This window comes from Streptomyces sp. NPDC036813, from assembly GCF_055609245.1.
This window is the reverse complement of record NZ_JBVJPV010000005.1, coordinates 138,695-159,992: the sequence shown is the minus strand read 5'-3', so window position 1 is coordinate 159,992 and position 21,298 is coordinate 138,695. Positions and strand designations below refer to the sequence as shown.

At 72.4% G+C, this 21,298-nt stretch carries 23 protein-coding genes, 1 pseudogene and 1 riboswitch; of the genes and pseudogenes, 12 read left to right on the top strand and 12 right to left on the bottom strand.

The features are described 5' to 3' along the window. Window positions 1-192 precede the first annotated feature (192 nt). Entirely contained in the window at window positions 193-1,698 is a 1,506-nt protein-coding gene (qcrB, locus tag ACZ67Q_RS13235) for a cytochrome bc1 complex cytochrome b subunit (protein WP_471181080.1), read from the top strand. Here the strand turns inward: qcrB and ctaF are convergent. Then, window positions 1,619-2,017, bottom strand: coding sequence for an aa3-type cytochrome oxidase subunit IV (gene ctaF, locus ACZ67Q_RS13230; protein ID WP_471180486.1), 399 nt, complete (start codon window positions 2,015-2,017; stop codon window positions 1,619-1,621). The two genes, qcrB and ctaF, sit on opposite strands and share 80 nt — an antisense overlap. Further along, window positions 2,014-3,687, bottom strand: coding sequence for an aa3-type cytochrome oxidase subunit I (ctaD, locus tag ACZ67Q_RS13225; RefSeq protein WP_471180484.1), 1,674 nt, complete (start codon window positions 3,685-3,687; stop codon window positions 2,014-2,016). Before ctaD ends, ctaF begins: the two co-directional genes overlap by 4 nt. A 209-nt stretch (window positions 3,688-3,896) precedes the next feature. Between ctaD and ACZ67Q_RS13220 the strand changes: the two genes are divergently transcribed. Then, window positions 3,897-4,079 carry a hypothetical protein gene (locus ACZ67Q_RS13220; RefSeq protein ID WP_471180481.1) on the top strand — a complete coding sequence of 61 codons (183 nt, stop codon included), beginning with the start codon at window positions 3,897-3,899 and terminating at the stop codon, window positions 4,077-4,079. An 80-nt stretch (window positions 4,080-4,159) separates the two neighbouring features. Here the strand turns inward: ACZ67Q_RS13220 and ACZ67Q_RS13215 are convergent, their stop codons facing one another. Continuing rightward, window positions 4,160-4,744, bottom strand: coding sequence for a hydrolase (locus ACZ67Q_RS13215; RefSeq protein ID WP_471180479.1), 585 nt, complete (start codon window positions 4,742-4,744; stop codon window positions 4,160-4,162). 87 nt (window positions 4,745-4,831) lie between these two features. Continuing rightward, window positions 4,832-5,287 carry a MarR family transcriptional regulator gene (locus tag ACZ67Q_RS13210; protein ID WP_471180476.1) on the bottom strand — a complete coding sequence of 152 codons (456 nt, stop codon included), beginning with the start codon at window positions 5,285-5,287 and terminating at the stop codon, window positions 4,832-4,834. A gap of 141 nt (window positions 5,288-5,428) precedes the next feature. Here ACZ67Q_RS13210 and ACZ67Q_RS13205 point away from each other — a divergent pair, with 141 nt between their 5' ends. Next, window positions 5,429-5,929, top strand: coding sequence for a metallophosphoesterase family protein (locus ACZ67Q_RS13205; protein WP_471180474.1), 501 nt, complete (start codon window positions 5,429-5,431; stop codon window positions 5,927-5,929). Window positions 5,930-6,424: 495 nt separating this feature from the next. Here ACZ67Q_RS13205 and ACZ67Q_RS13200 read toward each other — a convergent pair whose 3' ends face one another. From ACZ67Q_RS13200 to ACZ67Q_RS13185, 4 genes and pseudogenes are all read right to left on the bottom strand, one after another. Continuing rightward, on the bottom strand, window positions 6,425-7,666 hold the full coding sequence (locus ACZ67Q_RS13200) for a YncE family protein (protein WP_471180471.1): 1,242 nt from the start codon (window positions 7,664-7,666) through the stop codon (window positions 6,425-6,427). A 102-nt stretch (window positions 7,667-7,768) separates the two neighbouring features. Then, window positions 7,769-8,992: pseudogene (locus tag ACZ67Q_RS13195) on the bottom strand (glycosyltransferase). A gap of 89 nt (window positions 8,993-9,081) precedes the next feature. Continuing rightward, entirely contained in the window at window positions 9,082-9,936 is an 855-nt protein-coding gene (locus tag ACZ67Q_RS13190) for a bifunctional 5,10-methylenetetrahydrofolate dehydrogenase/5,10-methenyltetrahydrofolate cyclohydrolase (RefSeq protein ID WP_471180469.1), read from the bottom strand. A gap of 21 nt (window positions 9,937-9,957) precedes the next feature. Further along, window positions 9,958-10,041: riboswitch (ZMP/ZTP riboswitch) on the bottom strand. 94 nt (window positions 10,042-10,135) lie between these two features. Further along, on the bottom strand, window positions 10,136-10,501 hold the full coding sequence (locus ACZ67Q_RS13185) for a nuclear transport factor 2 family protein (protein WP_471180467.1): 366 nt from the start codon (window positions 10,499-10,501) through the stop codon (window positions 10,136-10,138). Window positions 10,502-10,677: 176 nt separating this feature from the next. On the opposite strand from ACZ67Q_RS13185, the gene ACZ67Q_RS13180 reads away from it, so the two are divergent. The 4 genes from ACZ67Q_RS13180 (at window position 10,678) to ACZ67Q_RS13165 (ending at window position 13,894) form a co-directional block, all read left to right on the top strand. Beyond that, window positions 10,678-10,968, top strand: coding sequence for a hypothetical protein (locus ACZ67Q_RS13180; protein WP_471180464.1), 291 nt, complete (start codon window positions 10,678-10,680; stop codon window positions 10,966-10,968). 185 nt (window positions 10,969-11,153) lie between these two features. Beyond that, a complete protein-coding gene (locus ACZ67Q_RS13175; protein WP_471180462.1) occupies window positions 11,154-12,242 on the top strand; it encodes an S-(hydroxymethyl)mycothiol dehydrogenase in 1,089 nt (362 codons plus the stop codon). Beyond that, a complete protein-coding gene (locus ACZ67Q_RS13170; protein ID WP_471180460.1) occupies window positions 12,239-12,871 on the top strand; it encodes an MBL fold metallo-hydrolase in 633 nt (210 codons plus the stop codon). The genes ACZ67Q_RS13175 and ACZ67Q_RS13170 overlap by 4 nt, the downstream gene beginning before the upstream one ends. A gap of 108 nt (window positions 12,872-12,979) precedes the next feature. Next, window positions 12,980-13,894 carry an SDR family oxidoreductase gene (locus tag ACZ67Q_RS13165; RefSeq protein WP_471180457.1) on the top strand — a complete coding sequence of 305 codons (915 nt, stop codon included), beginning with the start codon at window positions 12,980-12,982 and terminating at the stop codon, window positions 13,892-13,894. A gap of 96 nt (window positions 13,895-13,990) precedes the next feature. Here ACZ67Q_RS13165 and ACZ67Q_RS13160 read toward each other — a convergent pair whose 3' ends face one another. Both ACZ67Q_RS13160 and ACZ67Q_RS13155 read right to left on the bottom strand, forming a co-directional pair. Further along, entirely contained in the window at window positions 13,991-14,533 is a 543-nt protein-coding gene (locus ACZ67Q_RS13160; RefSeq protein WP_471180455.1) for a hypothetical protein, read from the bottom strand. Window positions 14,534-14,605: 72 nt separating this feature from the next. Further along, a complete protein-coding gene (locus tag ACZ67Q_RS13155) occupies window positions 14,606-15,529 on the bottom strand; it encodes a LysR substrate-binding domain-containing protein (RefSeq protein WP_471180453.1) in 924 nt (307 codons plus the stop codon). A gap of 70 nt (window positions 15,530-15,599) precedes the next feature. Here ACZ67Q_RS13155 and ACZ67Q_RS13150 point away from each other — a divergent pair, with 70 nt between their 5' ends. From ACZ67Q_RS13150 to ACZ67Q_RS13135, 4 genes are all read left to right on the top strand, one after another. Further along, on the top strand, window positions 15,600-16,220 hold the full coding sequence (locus ACZ67Q_RS13150) for a maleylpyruvate isomerase family mycothiol-dependent enzyme (RefSeq protein ID WP_471180450.1): 621 nt from the start codon (window positions 15,600-15,602) through the stop codon (window positions 16,218-16,220). Window positions 16,221-16,297: 77 nt separating this feature from the next. Next, the gene (locus ACZ67Q_RS13145; RefSeq protein ID WP_471180447.1) at window positions 16,298-16,996 is read left to right on the top strand and encodes a L,D-transpeptidase family protein; all 699 of its coding nucleotides are present in this window, start codon (window positions 16,298-16,300) and stop codon (window positions 16,994-16,996) included. Between the two features lie 129 nt (window positions 16,997-17,125). Continuing rightward, the gene (locus ACZ67Q_RS13140) at window positions 17,126-17,311 is read left to right on the top strand and encodes a hypothetical protein (RefSeq protein WP_471180445.1); all 186 of its coding nucleotides are present in this window, start codon (window positions 17,126-17,128) and stop codon (window positions 17,309-17,311) included. Between the two features lie 66 nt (window positions 17,312-17,377). Beyond that, on the top strand, window positions 17,378-18,196 hold the full coding sequence (locus ACZ67Q_RS13135) for an EamA family transporter (RefSeq protein WP_471180442.1): 819 nt from the start codon (window positions 17,378-17,380) through the stop codon (window positions 18,194-18,196). A 35-nt stretch (window positions 18,197-18,231) separates the two neighbouring features. Here the strand turns inward: ACZ67Q_RS13135 and ACZ67Q_RS13130 are convergent, their stop codons facing one another. Next, the gene (locus ACZ67Q_RS13130) at window positions 18,232-19,590 is read right to left on the bottom strand and encodes a S1 family peptidase (RefSeq protein WP_471180440.1); all 1,359 of its coding nucleotides are present in this window, start codon (window positions 19,588-19,590) and stop codon (window positions 18,232-18,234) included. Window positions 19,591-19,689: 99 nt separating this feature from the next. Beyond that, entirely contained in the window at window positions 19,690-20,490 is an 801-nt protein-coding gene (locus tag ACZ67Q_RS13125; protein WP_471180437.1) for an SAM-dependent methyltransferase, read from the bottom strand. A gap of 430 nt (window positions 20,491-20,920) precedes the next feature. Here ACZ67Q_RS13125 and ACZ67Q_RS13120 point away from each other — a divergent pair, with 430 nt between their 5' ends. Beyond that, the gene (locus ACZ67Q_RS13120) at window positions 20,921-21,295 is read left to right on the top strand and encodes an alpha/beta hydrolase (protein WP_471180435.1); all 375 of its coding nucleotides are present in this window, start codon (window positions 20,921-20,923) and stop codon (window positions 21,293-21,295) included. Window positions 21,296-21,298 lie beyond the last annotated feature (3 nt).

Here is a 21,298-nt window from a genome sequence, read left to right as displayed (position 1 = left end):
GCCCCGCACCCCGCGTGCCCCCGCCCCCGGCGAATCCGGCATGCGCGCCCGAACGGGTGCAGTGCGGTGGAGACACGGGTGGTTCCAACGGTGCCGCGTGCCGCGGGTACGTCGGCGGGGGAGGGACATCTCCGGTGCATCGGCGGACACGGGAGGCACAGGGACGTGGAGCGGGACGGTCGGCCGGAGCCGGTGGCGGGGGAGAGCAGGGGCGAGCGGCTGGCCGGTGCCCTCGACGCGCGGCTGCCGGTCAGCGAGGGCGGCGCGATGCTGCGCAAGGCGTTCCCCGACCACTGGTCGTTCCTGCTCGGTGAGATCGCCCTGTACAGCCTGCTGGTGCTGGTCCTCACCGGCGTCTGGCTGACCTTCTTCTTCGACCCCGAGATGCGCGAGGTCGTCTACACCGGCTCCTACGGACCACTGCGCGGCGTACTCATGTCCGCCGCCTACGACTCCACCCTGCGCATCAGCTTCGACGTACGCGGCGGGCTGCTGCTGCGCCAGATCCACCACTGGGCCGCGCTCGTCTTCGCCGCCGCGATCGGCGTGCACCTGCTGCGGATCTTCTTCACCGGCGCCTTCCGCCGCCCCCGCGAACTGAACTGGGTCATCGGCGTCACCCTGTTCATGCTGGCCCTGGCGGAGGGCTTCGCCGGCTACTCCCTGCCCGACGACCTGCTCTCCGGCACGGGCCTGCGGATCGCTCAGGGCATCATGCTGTCGCTGCCGGTCGTCGGCACGTATGTGAGCTTCTTCGTCTTCGGCAGCCAGTTCCCCGGGCACGACTTCATCTCCCGGCTCTACCCGATGCACATCCTGCTGCTGCCCGGCGCGCTGATCGGCCTGGTGACCGTGCATCTGATCCTGGTGTTCCACCTCAAGCACACCCAGTGGAGCGGCCCCGGCCGCACCGAACGCAACGCCGTCGGCAAACCGATGGTGCCGCAGTTCTCCGCGAGCTCGGCCGGGCTGTCCCTCATGGTCTTCGGCCTGCTCGCCGTGGTCGGCGCCGTCGCCCAGATCAACCCGGTGTGGGTGTACGGCCCTTACCGCCCCGACCAGGCCTCCACCGGCTCCCAGCCCGACTTCTACGTCGGCTTCCTGGAGGGCGCGCTGCGCCTCGTGCCGCCGTGGGAGACGAACCTCGCCGGCCACACCCTCATGTGGAACGTGCTCCTGCCCGCCGTGGTCCTGCCCGGCCTGCTCTTCCTGGTGCTGTACGTGTACCCGTTCGTCGAGCAGCGGCTGACGGGGGAGTGGCGCCAGGAGCAGCACCTGTGCGACCGGCCCCGCGACCGGCCCGTCCGCACGGGCCTGGGCGTCGCCGGAGTCGTCTTCTACGCCGTCCTGCTGATCGCCGGCGGCAACGACGTGGCCGCCGCCACCTTCCATGTCTCCGTGAACGTGATGACGTGGACCCTGCGCGCCCTGCTCGTGCTCGCGCCGATCGCCGCGTTCTTCCTCACCCGCTGGCTGTGCCACGCCCTCACCGACGAGGAACGCGAGCACCTTCAGGAGGGCGTGGAGACGGGCGACGTACGGCAGACCGTCGAGGGCGGCTACGAGGAGAGCCGGCGCCCCGTCACGACCGTGCGGCCCGGCGCCCCGCTGCCGCAGCTCACTCCTGGTCCTCACCCCGGTGCACGTACTGGAACGCCATCCCCAGAACCCCCCGAGCCAGCACCGCCATCCCGATGAGGAACAGCCACAGCCCGTACACCACACCGGTCGCCGCCAGCGCGAACCCGGCCGCCGTGACCACCGGCCAGTGGCTCGCCGCGGGGAAGAACTCCACCGGCCCGGCCGCGTCGGCGACCTCGGCGTCCTTCCGGTCCTGCGGTCGCAGGCCCCGGCGCCGGTACTGCACGGCGCTGAAGAAGGACACCAAGGACGCCATCAGGAAGGCGATCACGAGCACCGCCGAGCCGGCCGGCTCGCGTGACCAGCCGCCGTAGAGCGCGGCGATGCCAGCGAAGAACAGCGCCACGCCCCCGAACAGCATCGACTCCGTCTTCACCGCTGCCCCACCTCCTTCGCCCGGCTCGCCACGTAGGGATGGTGCAGCTCGAAGGCGGGGGACTCGGAGCGGATCCGGGGCAGGGCGTGGAAGTTGTGCCGCGGCGGCGGGCAGGAGGTCGCCCACTCCAGGGAGCGCCCGTACCCCCACGGGTCGTCCTCGGTGACCACCCGGCCGTGCCGGGCGGAGTACCACACGTTGTACAGGAACGGCAGCGTGGACACCCCGAGCAGGAACGCCCCCGCCGTGGACAGGGTGTTCAGCAGGGTGAAGCCGTCGGAGGGCAGGTAGTCGGCGTACCGGCGCGGCATGCCCGCCTCGCCCAGCCAGTGCTGCACCAGGAACGTCAGCTGGAAGCCGGGGAAGAGCAGCCAGAAGTGCAGCTTGCCCAGCCGCTCGTCGAGCATCCGGCCGGTCAGCTTCGGCCACCAGAAGTAGAAGCCGGCGAACATGGCGAACACCACCGTGCCGAACAGCACGTAGTGCAGGTGCGCGACGATGAAGTACGAGTCGGTGAGGTGGAAGTCCAGCGGCGGCGAGGCGATCAGCACGCCGCTCAACCCGCCGAGCAGGAACGTCACCAGGAAGCCCAGCGACCACAGCATCGGCGTCTCGAAGGAGATCGAGCCGCGCACCATCGTGCCGATCCACGCGAAGAACTTGATGCCCGTCGGCACGGCGATCAGGAACGACATCAGCGAGAAGAACGGCAGCAGCACCGCCCCGGTAGCGAACATGTGGTGCGCCCACACCACCGCCGAGAGCATGGTGATGGTCACGGTCGCGCCGATCAGCGGCAGATAACCCCACAGCGGCTTGCGGCTGAACACCGGGATGATCTCCGAGATGATCCCGAAGAACGGCAGCGCGACGATGTAGACCTCCGGATGCCCGAAGAACCAGAACAGGTGCTGCCACAGCAGCGCGCCGCCGTTCGCGGAGTCGAAGACGTGCGCGCCGAACTTGCGGTCCGCCTCCAGCGTGAGCAGCGCCGCGGTCAGCACGGGGAACGCCGGCAGGACCAGGATCGAGGTGAACAGCACGTTCCAGGTGAACAGCGGCATCCGGAACATGGTCATGCCGGGCGCGCGCAGGCACATGATGGTGGCGATGAAGTTCACCGCGCCCAGCGTCGTCGACACACCGGCCACCACCAGCCCCATCGCCCACAGGTCACCGCCCGCGCCGGGCGTGTGCACGGCGTCGTTCAGCGGCGCGTAGGCGAACCAGCCGAAGGACGCGGCCCCCGTGGGCACCAGGAACCCGGATACCACCATCAGGCCGCCGAACAGGTACATCCAGTACGACAGCGCGTTCAGCCGCGGGAACGCCACGTCCGGCGCGCCGATCTGCAACGGCATCACGGCGTTGGCGAACCCGGCGAACATCGGCGTCGCGAACAGCAGCATCATGATCGTGCCGTGGATCGTGACGAACTGGTTGTAGCCGTCCTTGCTCAGCAACTGCAGCCCGGGCCGCGCCAGCTCCGCGCGCATGGCCATGGCCAGCAGACCGGCGAGGAGGAAGAAGCAGAACGCGGTCACCAGATACAGGTGCGCGATGACCTTGTGGTCGGTCGTGGACGTCCAGCGCAACAGCGCACGGCCGAGCGTCCGCCCGGTCGAGGCCGGCTGTCCGTCCGGTCTGTGCTGTGCCCGCAGGTCTGTCATCGTCCTCCTCCCGGGACCGCGGCGACGCTACCGCCGTGGTCCACGGCGGTGTCCGCGCCACGCAGGGCCCGGGCCGGAGGTGCGCCCTACGGCGTATCCGCGACCGTCGCCCGCCTTGTGGACGTCTGTTTGAATCCGGGACGTCCGGGGACTCGGCGACGTAGTGCGAACGAAGGAACGCGCGGGCAGCAGAAGGAAGATGAGACGCCGTGACGACCGCTCAGTCCCAGGACAAGACCGTCATACGCCGAGCCGAGACCGGCTGGGCGAGGGCCCGCAGGCTGCGGCGCCAACGCGCGCTGCGCACCTGCCTTCCCGCCGTGGAGGACCCCGGCGCAGAGCCCGCGTCGCGCACCGGTGCCGATGGGAACATCGTCCGGGGCGAGGACTGAGGCGAGGCCCCCGGCAGGCACGCAGGCCGGGCCCCGGCCGGCACGGAGGCCAACGGTCAGACCGAGTGTTCGGGCGCGCGTCAGGCGTGCGTCTTGGCGAGGAGTTCGAGGATCTCCTCGGTCGTGCCCGTCTCGCCCAGTCGCGGGAAGATCCGCCGCACACTGTTCGCGTGCGCCTCGGCGTCCATGTCGCTCATGGCGTCCGTGACGAGGGTGACGTGGTAGCCGTGCTCGTGCGCGGCACGAGCGGTCGACTCGACGCCGATGCTGGTGGCGATGCCGGTCAGCACGATCTGCGTCACTCCGCGGCGACGCAGCTGCACGTCCAGGTCGGTGCCGTGGAAGGCACCCCAGTTGTGCTTGGTGACGGCGATGTCCTCCGTGTGCCCGGCCAGTTCCGGCACGATGACGTCCCAGCCCTCGGGGCGGGCCCCTCCCGCCCGGGGGGCTTCGGTGCGTCCGGGGACGGCGTCGGCGCCGTCGGCGGCGAACGACACACGCACCAGCACGACCGGCAGACCGCGCTCCCGGAACGCGTCGGCCAGCCGGGCGGCACGGGCGACGACATCGGCGCCCGAGTGCGGCTGCACGGGCGCGGCGGCGATCCCCGCCTGGAGGTCGATCACCACGAGAGCGGTGCGCGGATCGAGAGCGGTGACTGCCATGGTCGGGCCTTTCGGTGGTGTTCTGCGGACTTCGGGTGAGCGGTCCGGGCTTTCAGGAGCGAGGGGGCGTCACGGCTGCGAGGGGCCTCACGGCTGCGAGAGCCGCTCCAGCAAGGCCAGCGCCTCGAGCACCGTGTGCCGCTCGGCCTCCGTGAACCGGTCCTGCAGGGCGCGGGCCAGCCACTCCTCGCGGGCCTGCCGGTCACCGGCGACACGGTCCTGGCCGGACTCGGTCAGGGTGACCAGCTGGCGCCGGCCGTCGGCGGGATCGGGGCTGCGCCGGATCAGCCCGTGCTGCTCCAGCGCAGCCAGGGTGGCCGCCATCGACTGCGGACGCACCCCCTCGGCGGACGCGAGCGCGCTCGCCGTGGCCGCGCCGTGCTTGCCGACCAGGGTCAGCGCGGAGACCTGCGACGGGGTGAGCGCGTCGTCCCCGGCGACCGCACGGACGCGGCGACGCAGCCGCCCGATCAGGACGCGCAGCTCCTGGGCGGCGCGGACGGCGCTGCCGGAGATCTGCGGGGCGTTCTCCTCGTGGGCCATGCCCCGACGGTAGTTTCTTCAGGTAAAACTGTCCAGTTTCACCTGAACAGCCTTCCTGAACAGTTTCTCCTGAAGACAAGCGGGCGCCCCTGCCGCGAGCCGACGCCCCGCCGCCGCGGACCCGCGCCGTACGCTGAAGCCGTGCGCCTGCTGCTGATGTCCGACACCCATCTCCCCAAGCGCGCCAAGGAACTGCCGGCGCCGCTGCTCGCCGAACTGCCCGACGCCGACGTCGTCCTCCACGCCGGCGACTGGGTCGACACCGCCACCCTCGACCTGCTGGAGAGCCGCAGCCGCCGGCTGATCGCGGTGTACGGCAACAACGACGGCCCCGAGCTGCGCGCCCGCCTGCCCGAAGTGGCCCGCGCCGAACTGGGCGGCCTGCGCTTCGGCGTGGTCCACGAGACCGGCCCCGCCCAGGGCCGCGAGGCACGCTGCGCCGCCCGCTTCCCCGACCTGGACGTCCTGGTCTTCGGGCACAGCCACATCCCCTGGGACACCACCGCGCCCGGCGGCCTGCGGCTGCTCAACCCCGGCTCCCCGACCGACCGCCGTCGCCAGCCCCACTGCACCTATCTCACGGCCGCCGTGGCCGACGGCCGGCTCACGGACGTCGTCCTGCACCGGTTGCCGCCGCGCTGACGACCACCGCCCGCCGGCCCGCGTCACGGCCCCGGCGGGCCGCCCCGCCGGAGCCGATTCACCGCCCCGGCGTCCGGGCACCCGACGTGGACGCCCGTCGTCGCGTTCCTGTTCCGGGGGACCGGTCCCGGCCTGCTCACCCCGGCTGTGGTCGACGCATCGCCTCCTCCCCCGAGCGGCCGGGGAGCCTCCGCCCGTGTCTGTGCGGCCGCCGCGCTCCTCGTACTCGCCGTCCTGCCCGGGGCGCTGCTGCCCGCGTCTGCGAGCGGCGGCTGGCCTGCGGGTTTCGGACATGGGCCGGGCCGCCTCACCTCGGTGGAAGCGGCCCGGGCGCTGCGAGTGGATTGCGCTGTCACGGACCTCCTTCGACGGGACGGTTCCCTAACGGCGACGCATGCCGTGCATGCCTCGTCCATATATGGCGTGACTACCCCATATCGCCCCTGCCACACACAGGCGCCGACGGATTTTTCTCCCCGCCGGACTGGTCCGCGCTCAGCTGCTCGGACCGCTCCAGCCTGCGGAGACATGGCCCAGCCGCACCCGCTGCGGGTGGTCGCCGACCGGGACCGACACACGCTTGCGTCCCGTGGCGAAGTCGATGGCCGTGACCTGGTCGGCGCCGCTCTCGGAGATCACGCAGTCCCGGCCGTCGCCGCTGACCGTCGCCCAGTACGGCTTGGACGCGGGGACCAGCGGGCCCTCCTGGAGGGTGGCGCGGTCGACGACGGTCGCGTAGTCGTCCATCGTGCCCGCCACGCACAGCTTGCTGCCGTCCGGGTTCATCGACAGGCCGTGGTGGCGCGAGTCGTTGACGAAGGTGGTGCGGTCGTCACTGGTGGCGGGGTTCTTCGGCAGGGTCTTGGTCCGGGTGATCCTGTCCGTGGCGAGGTCGTACTCGAAGAAGCCGTTGAAGAACGACACCTGGAAGTACAGCGTCGACTCGTCGGGGGAGAAGACGGCCGGCCGCACCGCGTCGGAGTAGTCCTTCAGCCCGATCGCGTCGAGCCGCTCGCGCATGTCGATCACCTTGACCGGCTTGTACGTCGTCGCGTCGACGACCGTGATGTGCCTGTCACCCTTCGTCCAGTCCAGCCACGGCGCGTCCAGCGCGGTGTTCACGTCGCCGATGGCCATGTTCCACAAGTACTTGCCGTCCTTGGTGAAGATGTTCTCGTGCGGCTTGTCCCCGGTGGCGAAGGAGCCGAGCTGCCGGCCGGTGACGATGTCCAGGACGTGCACGGTGTTCGCGGTGGACGCGGACACCGCGACCCGGGTCCCGTCGGGGGAGACGGCCATGTGGTCGGCGCGGTACCCGGACACCGGGAAACGCCAGTTGAGCCTGCCGGTGGCCAGGTCGATCGAGACGACGTCGGCGAAGCTGGGCCGTGAGACGACGACCGAGCGGCCGTCGGGCGTGGAGTACATGTCGTCGGCGAACTGGTCGTGGCCCTCGCCGACGCTGTTGCGGATCGCCATGAAGTACACCCACTTGACCGGATCGGCGTTGATCTCCGCCAGCCGCTGTTCCTTGTCCGGTACGACGTTTATGCGGCCGATCCGCGCGAAGTCGCCGGTGGAGGCGATGACGTCGGCCGTGCCGTCCCAGTTGTTGCCGACGAACAGCACCTCCCGCAGCCCTGCGGCATCGGCGTGGGCGGCGGTGGCGGGGGAGGCGGTGGTGAGCGCGAGCGCGGCGGCGACCGTGCACAGAAGTCGGGGTCGAAAGGCGGGCATGACGGCTCCTCGGGGTGGGGTGGAACCCGAACACGCGTGGTGCACAAGAGACTTACTGCAAAGTAAGGAAGGGTTGCCCGCCCCGGCAAGAGCGCGGACGCACTAGGCCGTGATCCGCTCCAGCGCCCGCAGGACCGGCCCCTCGCCGTCCTCGGCGCGGATCCGCCTCCCCAGGGCCCGGGCCCGCTGCCCGTACGCCGGGTCCGTGACCGCCTCCACCCGTGCTGAGGCCGGCGCGCCGGCGGTGAGGCGGCGCAGCGGCAGCGTGCCCGGGGCCACACCCAGGGCGAAGCCGGCCGGCCCAGAAGCGTTCGTCGAACTGGATCGGCACCGGCACCGCCGACACGCCGGCGCAGCCTCGCCGCGGTGGTCCCGGCGCCGCAGTGATGGACCACCGCCGCCATCCGCGGGAACAGCAGCGGGTGCGGCACCTCCTCGGCGAGCAGCAGGTCGTCTCCGTCGGCGCTCAGCCCGCCCCAGCCACGCTGGATCACCCCGCGAAGCCCCGGCCGGCGCAGCGCACCCGCGACGGCCGCGCTGAAGCCGCCCGCATCGGGCACGGTGGCGCTGCCCAGCCCGACGAACACCGGCAAAGGCCCGGCGTCCAGGAACTCCCGTACTTCCAGGGGAGTTCGCTCTCCCGGTCGTACGGCCACCAGTAGACCGTCACCTCCAGGCCCGGCCGCCAGTCCCGCTGCCGGGGCACCACCAGCGGACTGAATCCGTGCAGCACCGGCCGGCGCTGCCGCTCCCGGGCGCGCAGCGTCGCCGCCGGTCGGACCGCGGGCAGCCCGAGCCGGGCCCGGACGGCCGGCACGGCCGACGCGAAGACGTGCTCCACGGCGAGGTTCAGCCCGAGACCCGCGACCCGGTTCGCGGCGCCACCCCAGGAGCCGGTGGTGAGCAGGGGCGGGGCGAACTCCCTTGTGGTGGAGAGCGGTTGCAGATGCAGGCCCAGGCTCGGCCGGCCCAGCCCCTCGGCGAGCGCGTGCCCCAGCGGGGCGAGCGCGGCGCCGAGGAGGAGTACATCGGCGTCCGCGGCGGCCGCCGGCAGCGCGTCGGTCGTACGGCCGGCCAGCGCCCGGGCCATCCCCACCACCCGCACCAGCTTGCCCGGCCCGGTCGCGCTGCGGTGCAGGCCCCGCCCGCGGGCCGACTCCAGCTCGGCGCGCGGATCCACCGGCAGCGCGTGAACGGCCACCCCCGAGCCCGTCAGCAGTGGCGCGAACCGCTCGTGGGTGACCGGGGTGACCTCGTGCCCCGCCCACGCCAGGGCGTGCCCGAGACCGGCGAAGGGGCCGCGTCGCCCCGGGACCCCGCCGTCATGATCGCCACACGCACCCAGCGCAGTATGGCGAGGATCCCGCGGGTCCACAGAACGACCCGCGGGAAACGGCCACTTCGGCGCTACGGGATCACACCGACACCCCGAGCTGCCGGGCCGCCGCGTCCACCGTCTGCTCCAGCAGCGTGGCGATGGTCATCGGGCCGACCCCGCCCGGCACCGGGGTGATCAGCGAGGCGCGCTCCACCGCCGAGTCGAAGTCGACGTCACCGACGTTGCCCTCGTTGTAGCCCGCGTCGATCACCACCGCGCCCGGCTTGAGGTCCTGCCCGCGGATCAGCCGGGGGCGGCCCACGGCGGCGACGACGATGTCCGCCTCCCGCACGGCCGCCGACAGGTCCGCGGTGCGCGAGTGGCAGTAGGTGACGGTCGCGTCGCGGGCGAGCAGCAGCATCCCGACCGGCTTGCCGAGGATCGCGCTGCGGCCGACGACGACCGCCCGCTTGCCCGACGGGTCGACGCCGTACTCGTCGAGCAGCCGCATGATCCCGCCCGGCGTGCACGAGACGAAGCCGGGAAGGCCGAAGCTCATCGTCGCGAAGGACGCGAAGGTGACGCCGTCGACGTCCTTCTCCGGCGCGATCGCCTCGAAGGCGGCGCGCTCGTCGATGTGGTCCCCCACCGGGTGCTGGAGCAGGATGCCGTGCACGGACGGGTCGGCGGACAGCGCCCGGACCGTCGCCACCAGTTCCTCGGTCGTGACGGACGCGGGCAGCGCCACATGCCGTGAGTCGATGCCGGCCTTGCGGCAGCGGTTCTGCTTCATCCGCACATAGGTGACGGAGGCGGGGTCCTCGCCGACGAGCACCGTGGCGAGGCAGGGCGCCGTCCCGGTGCGCCCGGTGAGGTCGGCGGCGCGCTTGGCGGTCTCCTCGACGGTGCGGCGGGCGAGCGCGGTGCCGTCCATGAGGCGGGCCTGGGTCATGATGCAACTCCTGAGCGGGTACGACATCGCCCAGGCGCACGGCATCGACTCCACGGGGCCGCTCCCCGGTGGTGCTCCACCTCAGCGCCAGTCACGGCCCGCGACCAGGGTAACCGAGCCCCCGCGCCGTCCCGGCCCCCGGTACCGCACGAGGAAGGTCCAGGTCAGCCGTGGGCCGACCTGGACCTTCCTCGTCCCGTCACTCGTCCCACGCCTCGACGATGATCTGTTCCGAGATCTTGCCGTCGGTCAGCGTGATCATGGACTCGGACAGCACCCGGGTGCCGTCCGGGTACTCGCAGGACTCGCAGTACGCCGCGCGGTCGCCCTGGACCACGCACTGCTCCAGCTTGTGCGTCATGTCACGGCTGTAGACGTCGTCGAGCATCTCGCGGATCTCGTCCCGGCCGTGCAGCACCGCCGGGTTGCTGGGCTGAGCGTTGCGGTTCACGAGACGGATCTCCGCGTCGTCGGCGTACAGGGACAGCAGCGCCTCGGCGGTGCGGTCCTCGATGCCTCTGCGCAGGGTCTCCGTGTCGAAGCCGGTGTGTGCCGTGGTGCCCATGGTGACCTCCTTGCCCGGCCGCGGCCCGACAGCGAGGGGAACGGGCCGCACATGGCCTACCCCAAAGGCTCCTCCGCCCCGCCGGGCTCGGCAAGCGCAGCCCGCTCACTGCGCCTGACGGGTGAGCCGGCCCGCGTGGCCGTGTCCATCGGGGCCCTGCCGCCGTTGCTGAAGGCATGATCTCCACTCGTCGTATCGTCGCCGCCGCCGCACTCGCCGCCGGGATCGCCGGTATCACCGCCCCCGCGGCCAACGCCGGCGTCCTGGGCTCCGACCAGCTGAACCCGATCGCCGTGCTCGACTCGCTCACCACCAGCGACATCCCCGCCGAGCACAAGGACGAGGTTCCCAGCGTCTCCCAGCAGCTGTCCTCGCTGAACCAGGCGAACGACCTCAACAAGCTGAACGAGCTCCACCAGATCACCGACCTGGTCGCCCCGGTCACCGGCCTGCTCCCCGTCGGCTGAGACCACGCACATCTTCGAGGGGCCGCCCGCCGAGGCGGCCCCTCGGCATGTGCGGCCCCTCGCCCGCCGTATGACGCCCGCCGTCCTCACCCCGCGGCATGTTCCCGTCCTCGGCCCCCCGGCGCTTGATCGCGCGTAGGGTCGGAAACGGGACGGATGCCCCGTCGAGGGAAGGATGGAGCAGCATGGCGCAGGAAGTACGCGGCGTGATCGCGCCGGGCAGGGACGAGCCGGTGCGCATCGAGACGATCGTCGTGCCCGATCCCGGGCCCGGGGAGGCCGTGGTCCGCGTCCAGGCATGCGGTGTCTGCCACACCGACCTGCACTACAAGCAGGGCGGGATCAGCGACGACTTCCCCTTCCTGCTCGGGCACGAGGCGGCCGGTGTGGTCGAGTCCGTCGGGGAGGGCGTCACCGACGTCGCGCCCGGCGACTTCGTGATCCTCAACTGGCGCGCGGTGTGCGGACAGTGCCGGGCCTGTCTGCGGGGGCGGCCCTGGTACTGCTTCGACACGCACAACGCCACGCAGAAGATGACCCTCGCCGAGACCGGCCGGGAGCTCTCCCCGGCGCTCGGCATCGGCGCGTTCGCCGAGAAGACGCTCGTCGCGGCCGGCCAGTGCACCAAGGTCGACCCGGCCGTCTCCCCGGCCGTAGCCGGGCTGCTCGGCTGCGGGGTGATGGCCGGCATCGGCGCGGCGATCAACACCGGCGGGGTCACCCGCGGCGACTCGGTCGCCGTGATCGGCTGCGGCGGCGTCGGCGGTGCGGCGATCGCGGGAGCGCGTCTGGCCGGCGCGGGCCGGATCATCGCCGTCGACATCGACGACCGCAAGCTGTCCACCGCCCGCAGCCTGGGCGCCACCCACACCGTCAACTCCAAGGACACCGACCCGGTCGAGGCGGTGCGCGAACTGACCGCCGGTTTCGGCGCCGACGTCGTCATCGAGGCCGTAGGCCGCCCGGAGACGTACACCCAGGCGTTCTACGCTCGTGACCTCGCCGGTACCGTCGTGCTCGTCGGGGTGCCCACGCCCGAGATGAAGCTCGAACTGCCGCTGCTGGACGTCTTCGGCCGGGGCGGCGCGCTGAAGTCGAGCTGGTACGGCGACTGCCTGCCCTCCCGCGACTTCCCGATGCTGATCGATCTGCATCTGCAAGGGCGGCTGCCGCTGGACGAGTTCGTCACCGAGACGATCCAACTGGACGAGGTGGAGAAGGCGTTCGAGCGGATGCACCACGGCGACGTGCTGCGCTCGGTGGTGACGCTGTGACGACCGCCCGCATCGAACGCCTCGTCACCTCAGGGCAGTTCACGCTCGACGGCGGCACCTGGGACGTCGAGAACAACGTGTGGATCGTCGGCGACGACCACGAGGTGATCGTCATCGACGCCGCGCACGACGCCGACGCCATCGCCGCGGCCGTCGGCGACCGGCGCCTCACCGCGATCGTGTGCACCCACGCCCACAACGATCATGTGAACGCCGCGCCGGAACTCGCCGACCGCACCGGTGCCGTGATCTGGCTGCACCCCGACGACCTGCCGCTGTGGAAGCTCACCCATCCCGACCGCGACCCCGACGCCCACCTGGTCGCCGGGCAGGTCATCGAGGCAGCCGGCACCGATCTGACCGTGCTGCACACCCCGGGGCACGCGCCCGGCGCCGTCTGCCTCTACGACCCGGGCCTCGGCGCCGTCTTCACCGGCGACACGCTCTTCCAGGGCGGCCCCGGCGCGACCGGCCGCTCCTACTCCCACTTCCCGACGATCATCACCTCGCTGCGGGACCGTCTGCTGAAGCTGCCGCCGGAGACGAAGGTGCTCACCGGGCACGGTGACGCCACCACCATCGGCGCCGAGGCACCCCATCTGCAGGAGTGGATCGACCGGGGGCACTGAACGGCGGCGGACCGGGCGAGTGACGAGCCGTAAAACCTGACAGGAGATGTCCGGCTTCCACGGCACCCTCGGGACCAGAACCTCACCCAGGGAAAGAGGAGGCCGGACATGGCACGTCCGCTGGACGGCAAGGTGGCGCTCGTCGCCGGGGCGACACGCGGCGCGGGCCGCGGGATCGCGGTCGAGCTCGGCGCGGCCGGCGCCACCGTGTACGTCACCGGTCGCACCACCCGCGCCCGGCGGTCCGAGTACGACCGCCCCGAGACCATCGAGGACACCGCCGACCTGGTCACCGAGGCGGGCGGCAAGGGCATCGCCGTACCCGCCGACCACCTTGACCCCGCGCAGGTGCGTGCCGTGGTCGACCGCGTCGACGACGAGCAGGGCCGTCTCGACGTCCTCGTCAACGACATCTGGGGCGGCGAAACGCTCTTCGAGTGGGACACTCCCGTCTGGGAGCACGACCTCGACAACGGGCTGAGGCTGCTGCGGCTCGCGGTGGAGACCCACCTGGTCACCAGCCACCACGCCCTGCCACTGCTGCTGCGCAGGCCAGGCGGACTGGTCGTCGAGATGACCGACGGAACCGCGGAATACAACCGTGACACCTACCGCAACAACCTCTTCTACGACCTCGCCAAGGCGTCCGTGCTGCGCATGGGCTTCTCCCTCGGCCATGAACTCGGCCCGCGCGGCGCCACCGCCGTGGCCCTCACCCCCGGCTGGCTGCGCTCGGAGATCATGCTCGACCGGTTCGAGGTGCGCGAGGACAACTGGCGCGACGCCCTCGACCGTGAGCCGCACTTCGCGATCTCCGAGACCCCGCGCTATGCCGGCCGCGCGGTCGCCGCCCTGGCCGCCGACCCGGACGTGGCCCGCTTCAACGGCCGGTCCCTGTCCAGCGGCGGCCTGGCCCGGGTGTACGGCTTCACTGACCTCGACGGCAGCCGTCCCGACGCCTGGCGCTACCTGACCGAGGTCCAGGACGCGGGCAAGCCGGCGGACACCACGGGCTACCGCTGACCCGCCGGCCCTGCCACCGCCGGCCACCACCGGCCCCGCCACCACCGGCTCCGCTTGGCGGCCCCACCGGCCCTGCTCGGCGGCCCACCGGCCCTGCTACCGCCGGCCCGCGGACGTGTCCGGCAGCGCCCAGCGTGCCGAGTGTCCCGGCGGCAGGGCCAGGTCCTCGCGCACGGCCGCGTAGAACTCCTCGCGGCCGGTGCGCTGCCGGTCGAGCAGGATCTGCCACGCCCCCGGGTCACGGGTGCCGGCGCGCACGAAGTTCTCCATGTCGAGCGCGACGACGACCCACGCGCGTGCCTTCTCCACCACCCCGGTGCTGCCCAGCATGAGGAGAGCCTCCCCGGAGGGGTCCCGCGCGAGCGCCGCCTCGGCCAGCAGCGGCTCCGCCTCCTCGGGCGTCAGAGGGTGCGGGTGCGGGTCGTTGCCGAAGTGGGCGGCGACCCGGTAGGTCAGCGTCACCGACTGCTTCACCGCGCGCGCCCAGTCCGAGTAGACGGCGAGCCGCCGCTCCTCCCACCGCGTCGCCCGCTCCCGCCGGAACCGCGCCCGGTCCGCCCGCACGACCGCCAGATAGGAACCGACCGCACCGATCACCACACCGAGCAGGGCCGGCAGTTGCTGTATGAACGTCCACATGCCGGCACGGTATCCGTCCGCAGGGATCCCCACGGCGGCACACGACGGAAGCCGACATGCCCCGACGGGCCGTCAGTCTGCCCTGGACCGCCCTCCGTTCACCTGCGCCACGGCCCTGCGCAGCCGCCCGAGCAGTGCGCGAGCCGCGGGTGAGACGGGGCCGTCCGACCGCCAGGCAAGCGCCACCCGGCCGCGCGCCCGCGGATCGTCGACACGCCACACCCGCAGCCCCTCGCCCGTGGGCCGCCCCGGTACGACGGCCACTCCGAGCCCGCGCGCGGCCAGGTCGACCAGTGCCCGTGGGGTCGCCGCCTCGAAGGCGACCCGCGGCCGGAACCCGGCCTGGGCGCACAACCGCTCCAGGACGCCGCGCACCCCGGTGCCGCGCGGCAGGGTGATCAGCGGATGCCCGCCCAGCGCGGCGACCGGCAGGGCGCCGCGGCCCCCATGGGCGGTTGCCAGCTCGTGTCCTGCGGCGACGGCAGCGCTGAGCGGTTCGTCGATGACCACCTGGTGGCCTACGCCCGGCGGCGGTTCCTCCTCGGCGAGCCCCGCGACCGCGAGGTCCAGCTCGCCGCGGCGCACCGCCTCCAGCATCCGGTCGGAGGTGTCCTCGGTGAGCGTGATCTCCACCCGGGGATGCTCCTCGTGGAAGGCGGCCAGCAGCCCGATCAGATCCATCGTGTGCCCGAGTGTGCCCGGGACCATCCCGATCGCGACCCGGCCGCGCAGCAGCCCCGTGAACTCCTCCACCGCCTGCCGCACCCCGTCCACCGCCGCCAGCGCGGCCCGCGCGTACGGCAGCACTGCCTCGCCGACCTCCGTCGGCCGCACCGCGCGCGCCGAGCGGTCCAGCAGCGGATGGCCCAGCTCCCGCTCCAGCCGCCGGATCTGCGCGCTCAGCCCCGGCTGCGCCAGATGCAGCCGCTCGGCGGCCCGGGTGAAGCCGCCCTCCTCCACGACGGTCACGAAGTAGTGCAGCTGCCTCAACTCCATAACGGACGATGCTAGATGCCAGAGCAAACGTGTCTTGGACTTATGGCCGGGCGGACAAGATCCTGGACGCATGGGGACCACAGACCACGCCATCGCCGCCGAACGCCGGGACCTGTCCGACCTGTTCGGCGCGCTCACCGCGGACCAGTGGGAGCAGCCCAGCCTGTGCGCGGGCTGGCGGGTGCGGGAGGTGGTGGCCCACATGTCGATGGGCTTCCGGTACTCCCGCCCCCGCGTCCTGCGGGAGCTGCTCGCCGCGCGCGGCAGCCTGCACCGCATGACCGACCGGCTCGCGCGGCGCGACGCCGCCGCTCACACCGACGCGGAACTCGCCGGCTTCCTGCGCACGCACGCCCGCCATCCGTGGGGTCCGCCGGTGGGCGGGCGCGCCGCGGCCCTCGGGCACGACGTGGTGCACGGCTTGGACGTCACCGTCGCCCTCGGGCTCGACCGCCGCGTCCCCGAGGACCGGCTGCGCATCGTTCTCGGCACCCTCTCCCCGCGCGGCGCCCGTTTCTTCGGCGCCGACCTCACCGGCGTCCGGCTTGTCGCCGACGACCTCGACTGGTCGTACGGCAGCGGCAGCCCGCTGCACGGCGCCGCGCAGGATCTGCTGCTCGTCGCCTTCGGACGGCGGCTGCCCGCCGTCCGGCTCGACGGGCCGGAAGTTCACCGATTCGTCACAGCCTGACCGGCCCCTGCAACCAACACCCCCGACTGCCTGTCTACCTGGCAGAGACCGCAGGACGGGCAAGGGAGAAACCGGACATGAGGAACATAGGCCGTCGGGGCGCCGTCGCCCTCGGCGTCACCGGACTGGTGGCGCCGCTCACACTGGCGCTCGGCGCCGCACCGGCGCAGGCCGCGTCGAGTTGCACCACCAGCACCGGCCCGTACCAGAAGCAGGTCGAGAAGTTCCTCGGCCGCCCGGTGGACGGCCGGCAGTCGTCCGCCGACTGCAAGGCCATCCAGGCATTCCAGACCAGACACGGCATCACGCCGAACATCGGCTACGCCGGGTCCGTCACCTGGGGCGTGATGGACCTCATGAACAAGCAGAAGGCCGTCGGGAAGAACCCGAACAAGTCAGGCAAGTGCCCGGTGAACAAGGGCCGTATCGCCTGTGTCGACCTCACCCTCCAGCTCAGCTGGATCCAGGACGGCAAGAAGCTCGTCTACGGCCCGGTCCCGGTGCGCACCGGCCGGGACGGCTACGAGACCCGCACCGGCCTGAAGAAGATCTACTGGCGTGACATCGACCACGTCTCCAGCGTCTACCACGTGGCCATGCCCTACAGCCAGTTCTTCGACGGCGGGCAGGCCTTCCACTCGGTCGGCGTGAGCATGTGGAACCCGCCCGGCTCGCACGGCTGCGTCAACATGACCAAGACCGACGCGAAGAACTACTGGTCACTGCTGCGCAACGGCGACGACGTCTTCGTCTACGGCCGCAAGCCCGGCACCTGACGGCAGCCGCCGGGGGCGGTGCCCGGTTGGCCGCCCCCTGTCGTTGCCCCGTTTGGACGTGATCATTGACACGTCCGGAATGTCACGTATGTGCGAGCTTACTCACAGCGCCTTCACCTTCGGCGCCGTATGCTTCACAGCATGTCCACCACTGTTGAACCCGCCTCCGAGCGATCGGCCGCGGAGGTCAACGAGGAGATCCGGGCCCTGTGGCTCCGGTCGGGCGGGACACTGACCGGCGAGCAGCGCGAGGAGTACCAGCGCCTCGTCCTGGAGTGGGCCGCAGCGGCCCACCGGCCGGTGCACGCGGCCTAGCGCCGCCCGACCCTCTCCTGCCTCCCGCCACGCATCCCGGCATCATCTCAGGGCACCCTCTGACCAGTGGGTGCCCTTCTCGCTCTGACCTCCGCCCTCTCCTACGGCATCGTCGACTTCACCGGCGGCCTGCTGTCCCGGCGAGCCTCCTTCCGAGCTGTGACGTTCCTCGGCCAGGCCGGCGGGTTGCTGCTCGCCCTACTGGCCGCGTGGGTGACGTCCGCCACCTCCGCCGCCCCCGCCGATCTCGTCTGGGGCGCGCTGTCCGGTGTCGGCAGCGGCCTCGCCATGCTCTTCCTCAACCGTGGCCTGAGTCACGGGGCCATGAGTGTCGTGGTGCCCGTGAGCGCCGTCACCTCCGTCGCGCTGTCCGTGCTGTGCGGGGTGCTGCTGCTCGGGGACCGGCCCGGACTCGTCGCCTGGACCGGTATCGCCGCGGCCGTGCCCGCCCTGTGGCTCGTCGCCGGCGGTGCGGCCGCGCCCGGCTCGGGAGTGCGGGACGGGCTGCTCGCAAGCGCCGGCGTCGCCGTGCAGTACCTCGCACTCGGGCAGGCCGGTGCGGACAGCGGACTGTGGCCGGTGGCCGCCGGACGCCTGGCCGCCGTCCTGATGCTGCTGCCGGGCGCGGTACGCCGTCCGCCGCGCCTGCGACCCGGGCCGGCCCTCGCGTCGCTCCTCGTCGGCGCGGGCGCGGCCCTGGCCCTGATCCTCTATCTCCTCGCCGCCCAACGGCAGTTGCTGGCCATCGCCGTCGTGCTCGCCTCTCTCTACCCGGCCGTGCCCGTCATCCTGGGCCTCGCGGTCCTGCGTGAACGGGTCACCCCGAGGCAGGCAGTCGGACTGCTGGGCGCGGCGCTGGCCACGGTGCTGCTGAGCCTGGGCTGACCGTGCTGCCGTTCAGTCCTGGCCGACTGCCGGGGTCAGCCCCACATCGTCGAGTAGTGCCGGCGAAAGGCCCTGCGGTCCTGTTCCTCCCGCAGCCAGCGGGTCGCCACCAGCGCCACCAGGCTGCCCGCCACCACCAGGAGCCCCGGCCCGACGGTGCGAGTGTCCGCAAGCCGGGACAACAGCGTCGTGCCGTCCGCGCCCCCTCCCAGCGGGGACGGTGATCCCGGCGACGCGGCCGCGGGCGCCGGCGAAGGCGCCGCCGTGGAGGAGGGCCCGTTGCCCGGCGCGGTCTGCGCCGACACGATCAGCCGCACCCCCAGCGCCCGCAGCGCCTTCGTCACCGGCTGGAAGAACGTCGTGCCGCCCGAGGCGCAGTCCCCGCTGCCGCCGGAGGTCACCCCGAGCGCGACGCCCTCGGAGAACAACGGGCCGCCGCTGTCGCCCGGTTCGGCGCACACGTCGGTCTGGATCAGCCCCGTCACCGTGCCCTCGGGGTAGTTCACGGTGGCGTCCAGGCCGGTCACCCGCCCGTCGTGCAGCCCGCTGGTGCTGCCGCTGCGGAACACCCGCTGCCCCACCGCCGGATCCGCCGCACCCGTGATCCGCACCCCCGTGCCGCCGCCGATCGCGACGACGTCGGCCGCCTCGCCCGCCCGGCCGCTCGCGTAGCGCACCAGGGAGAAGTCGGAACCGGGGAAGTCGGAGGCGACGCTCTGCCCGACCTGCCGTGTGGCCCGGGCGTCCGCGAACCACACCGAACCCTTCGGCCCGCAGTGCCCGGCCGTGAGGATGAAGTCGGCCCGTCCGTCGGTCACGTTGAACCCCGCGGAGCAGCGCCCGCCCGTCGAGAGGATCGGCTGCGCCCCGTTCAGCCGGGTCGTGAACGTCCCGCTCGTGCGCTCCATACGGACGAAACCGCCGATGCTGTGGGCCACTTGGGTCAGCCGGGACCAGTCGGTGGCCGAGACGGTGCGGTCGGCTCGCACCACGACCTCGTTGGTGCGGTAGTCCACGGCCCACGCGGTGCCGGGCACCCGTGGCGCCGAACGCAGCATCCCTGTGGCCGACTTCAGCTCCTCCAGGCTGTGCCCGACCAGCTTCGCCTCGGCTCCGGCGCGCCGCACCTCGGCCGCCGCGCCCCGGTCGGTGACGGCGACGACCGGCCGCCCGTCGGCGCCGATCCAGCTGCCCGCCGTACGCCCCGTGCCCAGCCGGCGCACCAGCCCTGCCGCGCTGTCCCCGGCCGGCTGAGCGAGCGTGCGCGCCGTCGCGGGCGGGCCCGGCGGCTCACTGGCGACGGCCTGCGTGACCATGGCCCCGCCCAGCAGAAGCCCACCGGCGGCCGCCAGCCGTGCCGCTCGCCTCACGATCCGTCGTCGTGCGTGCCTCATGATGCCTGGCTCCCGAACCCCGAACGCGCGACCGGCGGGCCGCGGGGCGCGCCGGTCGGCGCGCGCCCCTTGTCCATACGGCGCCGGGCTCGGGCTTGTTCAGCGCTTGCGGCCCACTCCGCCGAACATGGCCACCTCCGCCGGCTCGGTGCCGTCGGTCACGTCGGGACGCCAGCGCGAGCACGACACCACACCCGGCTCCAGCAGTTCCAGCCCGTCGAAGAAGCGGGCCACGGCCTCCGGGCTGCGCTGGGTGAGCTTCGGAGTGCCGTGCTCGTTCCAGAACTTCACCGCCTCGTCCACGTCCGGCATCGCCGGATGGGTGACGGTGTGCGACAGCACCAGGTGGCTGCCCGACGGCAGCGCGTCGAGGAGGCGGCGCACCAGCGCGTACGGGTCCTCCTCGTCGCCGACGAAGATGACCACGCCGAGCAGCATCAGCCCGATCGGCTGCGTGAAGTCCAGGGTCTTCGCCGCGTGTTCGAGGATCGCGTCGACGTTGCGCAGGTCCTCGTCGAGATAGTCGGTGACGCCCTCGGGCGTGCTGGAGAGCAGGGCGCGGGCGTGGGCGAGCACCAGCGGGTCGTTGTCGACGTAGACGATCCGGGCGTCCGGGGCGTGCCGCTGGGCCACCTGGTGGGTGTTGTCCGCGGTGGGCAGCCCGGTGCCGATGTCGAGGAACTGCCGGATGCCGGCCTCGGTGACCAGGTGCCGCACGGCCCGGCCCAGGAACAGGCGGTCCTCGCGGGCGTACTCACCGATGCCCGGGTGCAGTTGGCGGATCTGGTCGCCGGCAGCGCGGTCGACGTCGTAGTTGTCACCGCCACCGAGCCAGTAGTTCCAGATGCGGGCCGTGTGCGGCTGGGAGGTGTCGATACGCGCGCGTGGGCTGTCGGTCACGGGCCGGCTCCTGGAGAAACGGGGACGATACGGGGACAGCACGCAATCTAGACGGCGGAATCCAGCCGCGCTGCCACTCCGCGGATTTCGGTGCCCGCGCCCTCATCCGGCCTGGTCGACGAGACACCGCCCAGGCCCCGTCGGTCGCCTCGACCCGGCGCCCGCCGGCAGACACGGCACTCCCAGCCGGCCGGCCGGGACCTGCGACGGGCCTCTCACCCCTGAACCCCCGGACCTCTTGCGCCCTGCGCCCCGACCGCCCCTGAGCGGACCCCGACCCGCCCCGGGGAAGCCCCTGACACATCCACCACATCGGCGACCGTGCGCCTGGCGTGACGACGGTGCCCCGGCCGGGTCCGCACACCTGACACCACCACTCGCTGAACCGCATCCGGCCACCCCGGTCTTCTGCTCGGACTGGCACCTACCGGTGCGCGACTACCGGGAGTACGCCACCCTCGTCGCCTCGACGAACAAGGCCGCGCCCGAACTGCCGTACCTGCTGCCGATCCACATGACCGCGGCTTGTCCGGGCGCGCCGACCGCCAACCCGCAGCACAGCCTGGACGTCCCCGGTGCCCCGCCGGTCCTGGTGTCCAACGCACTGCACGACCCCGCAACCGGTTACCCGTGGGCTGTCTCGGTGGCCCGGCAGCTCGGCCGCGGCGGCTTGCTCCTCACCTACGAGGGCCAGGGGCACGGCAGCGTCACCAGCGGCGCGTGCAGTGGAGGACGCCGTGGACGGATCCTCACCGACCTGGCAGTCCCCCCACGGGGCACCACGTGCCCCGCCGTCACGTCCTGACGG

Bases quoted from the DNA above. Each gene is read 5' to 3' on its own strand.
- ACZ67Q_RS13150 (WP_471180450.1), top strand. From the start codon at position 15,600: ATGGGGACCACAGACCACGCCATCGCCGCCGAACGCCGGGACCTGTCC.
- ACZ67Q_RS13165 (WP_471180457.1), top strand. From the start codon at position 12,980: ATGGCACGTCCGCTGGACGGCAAGGTGGCGCTCGTCGCCGGGGCGACA.
- ACZ67Q_RS13145 (WP_471180447.1), top strand. From the start codon at position 16,298: ATGAGGAACATAGGCCGTCGGGGCGCCGTCGCCCTCGGCGTCACCGGA.
- ACZ67Q_RS13185 (WP_471180467.1), bottom strand. From the start codon at position 10,501: ATGGGCACCACGGCACACACCGGCTTCGACACGGAGACCCTGCGCAGA.
- ctaD (WP_471180484.1), bottom strand. From the start codon at position 3,687: ATGACAGACCTGCGGGCACAGCACAGACCGGACGGACAGCCGGCCTCG.
- ACZ67Q_RS13175 (WP_471180462.1), top strand. From the start codon at position 11,154: ATGGCGCAGGAAGTACGCGGCGTGATCGCGCCGGGCAGGGACGAGCCG.
- ACZ67Q_RS13215 (WP_471180479.1), bottom strand. From the start codon at position 4,744: ATGGCAGTCACCGCTCTCGATCCGCGCACCGCTCTCGTGGTGATCGAC.
- ACZ67Q_RS13210 (WP_471180476.1), bottom strand. From the start codon at position 5,287: ATGGCCCACGAGGAGAACGCCCCGCAGATCTCCGGCAGCGCCGTCCGC.
- ACZ67Q_RS13130 (WP_471180440.1), bottom strand. From the start codon at position 19,590: ATGAGGCACGCACGACGACGGATCGTGAGGCGAGCGGCACGGCTGGCG.
- ACZ67Q_RS13140 (WP_471180445.1), top strand. From the start codon at position 17,126: ATGCTTCACAGCATGTCCACCACTGTTGAACCCGCCTCCGAGCGATCG.
- ACZ67Q_RS13180 (WP_471180464.1), top strand. From the start codon at position 10,678: ATGATCTCCACTCGTCGTATCGTCGCCGCCGCCGCACTCGCCGCCGGG.
- ACZ67Q_RS13200 (WP_471180471.1), bottom strand. From the start codon at position 7,666: ATGCCCGCCTTTCGACCCCGACTTCTGTGCACGGTCGCCGCCGCGCTC.
- ACZ67Q_RS13160 (WP_471180455.1), bottom strand. From the start codon at position 14,533: ATGTGGACGTTCATACAGCAACTGCCGGCCCTGCTCGGTGTGGTGATC.
- ACZ67Q_RS13190 (WP_471180469.1), bottom strand. From the start codon at position 9,936: ATGACCCAGGCCCGCCTCATGGACGGCACCGCGCTCGCCCGCCGCACC.
- ACZ67Q_RS13155 (WP_471180453.1), bottom strand. From the start codon at position 15,529: ATGGAGTTGAGGCAGCTGCACTACTTCGTGACCGTCGTGGAGGAGGGC.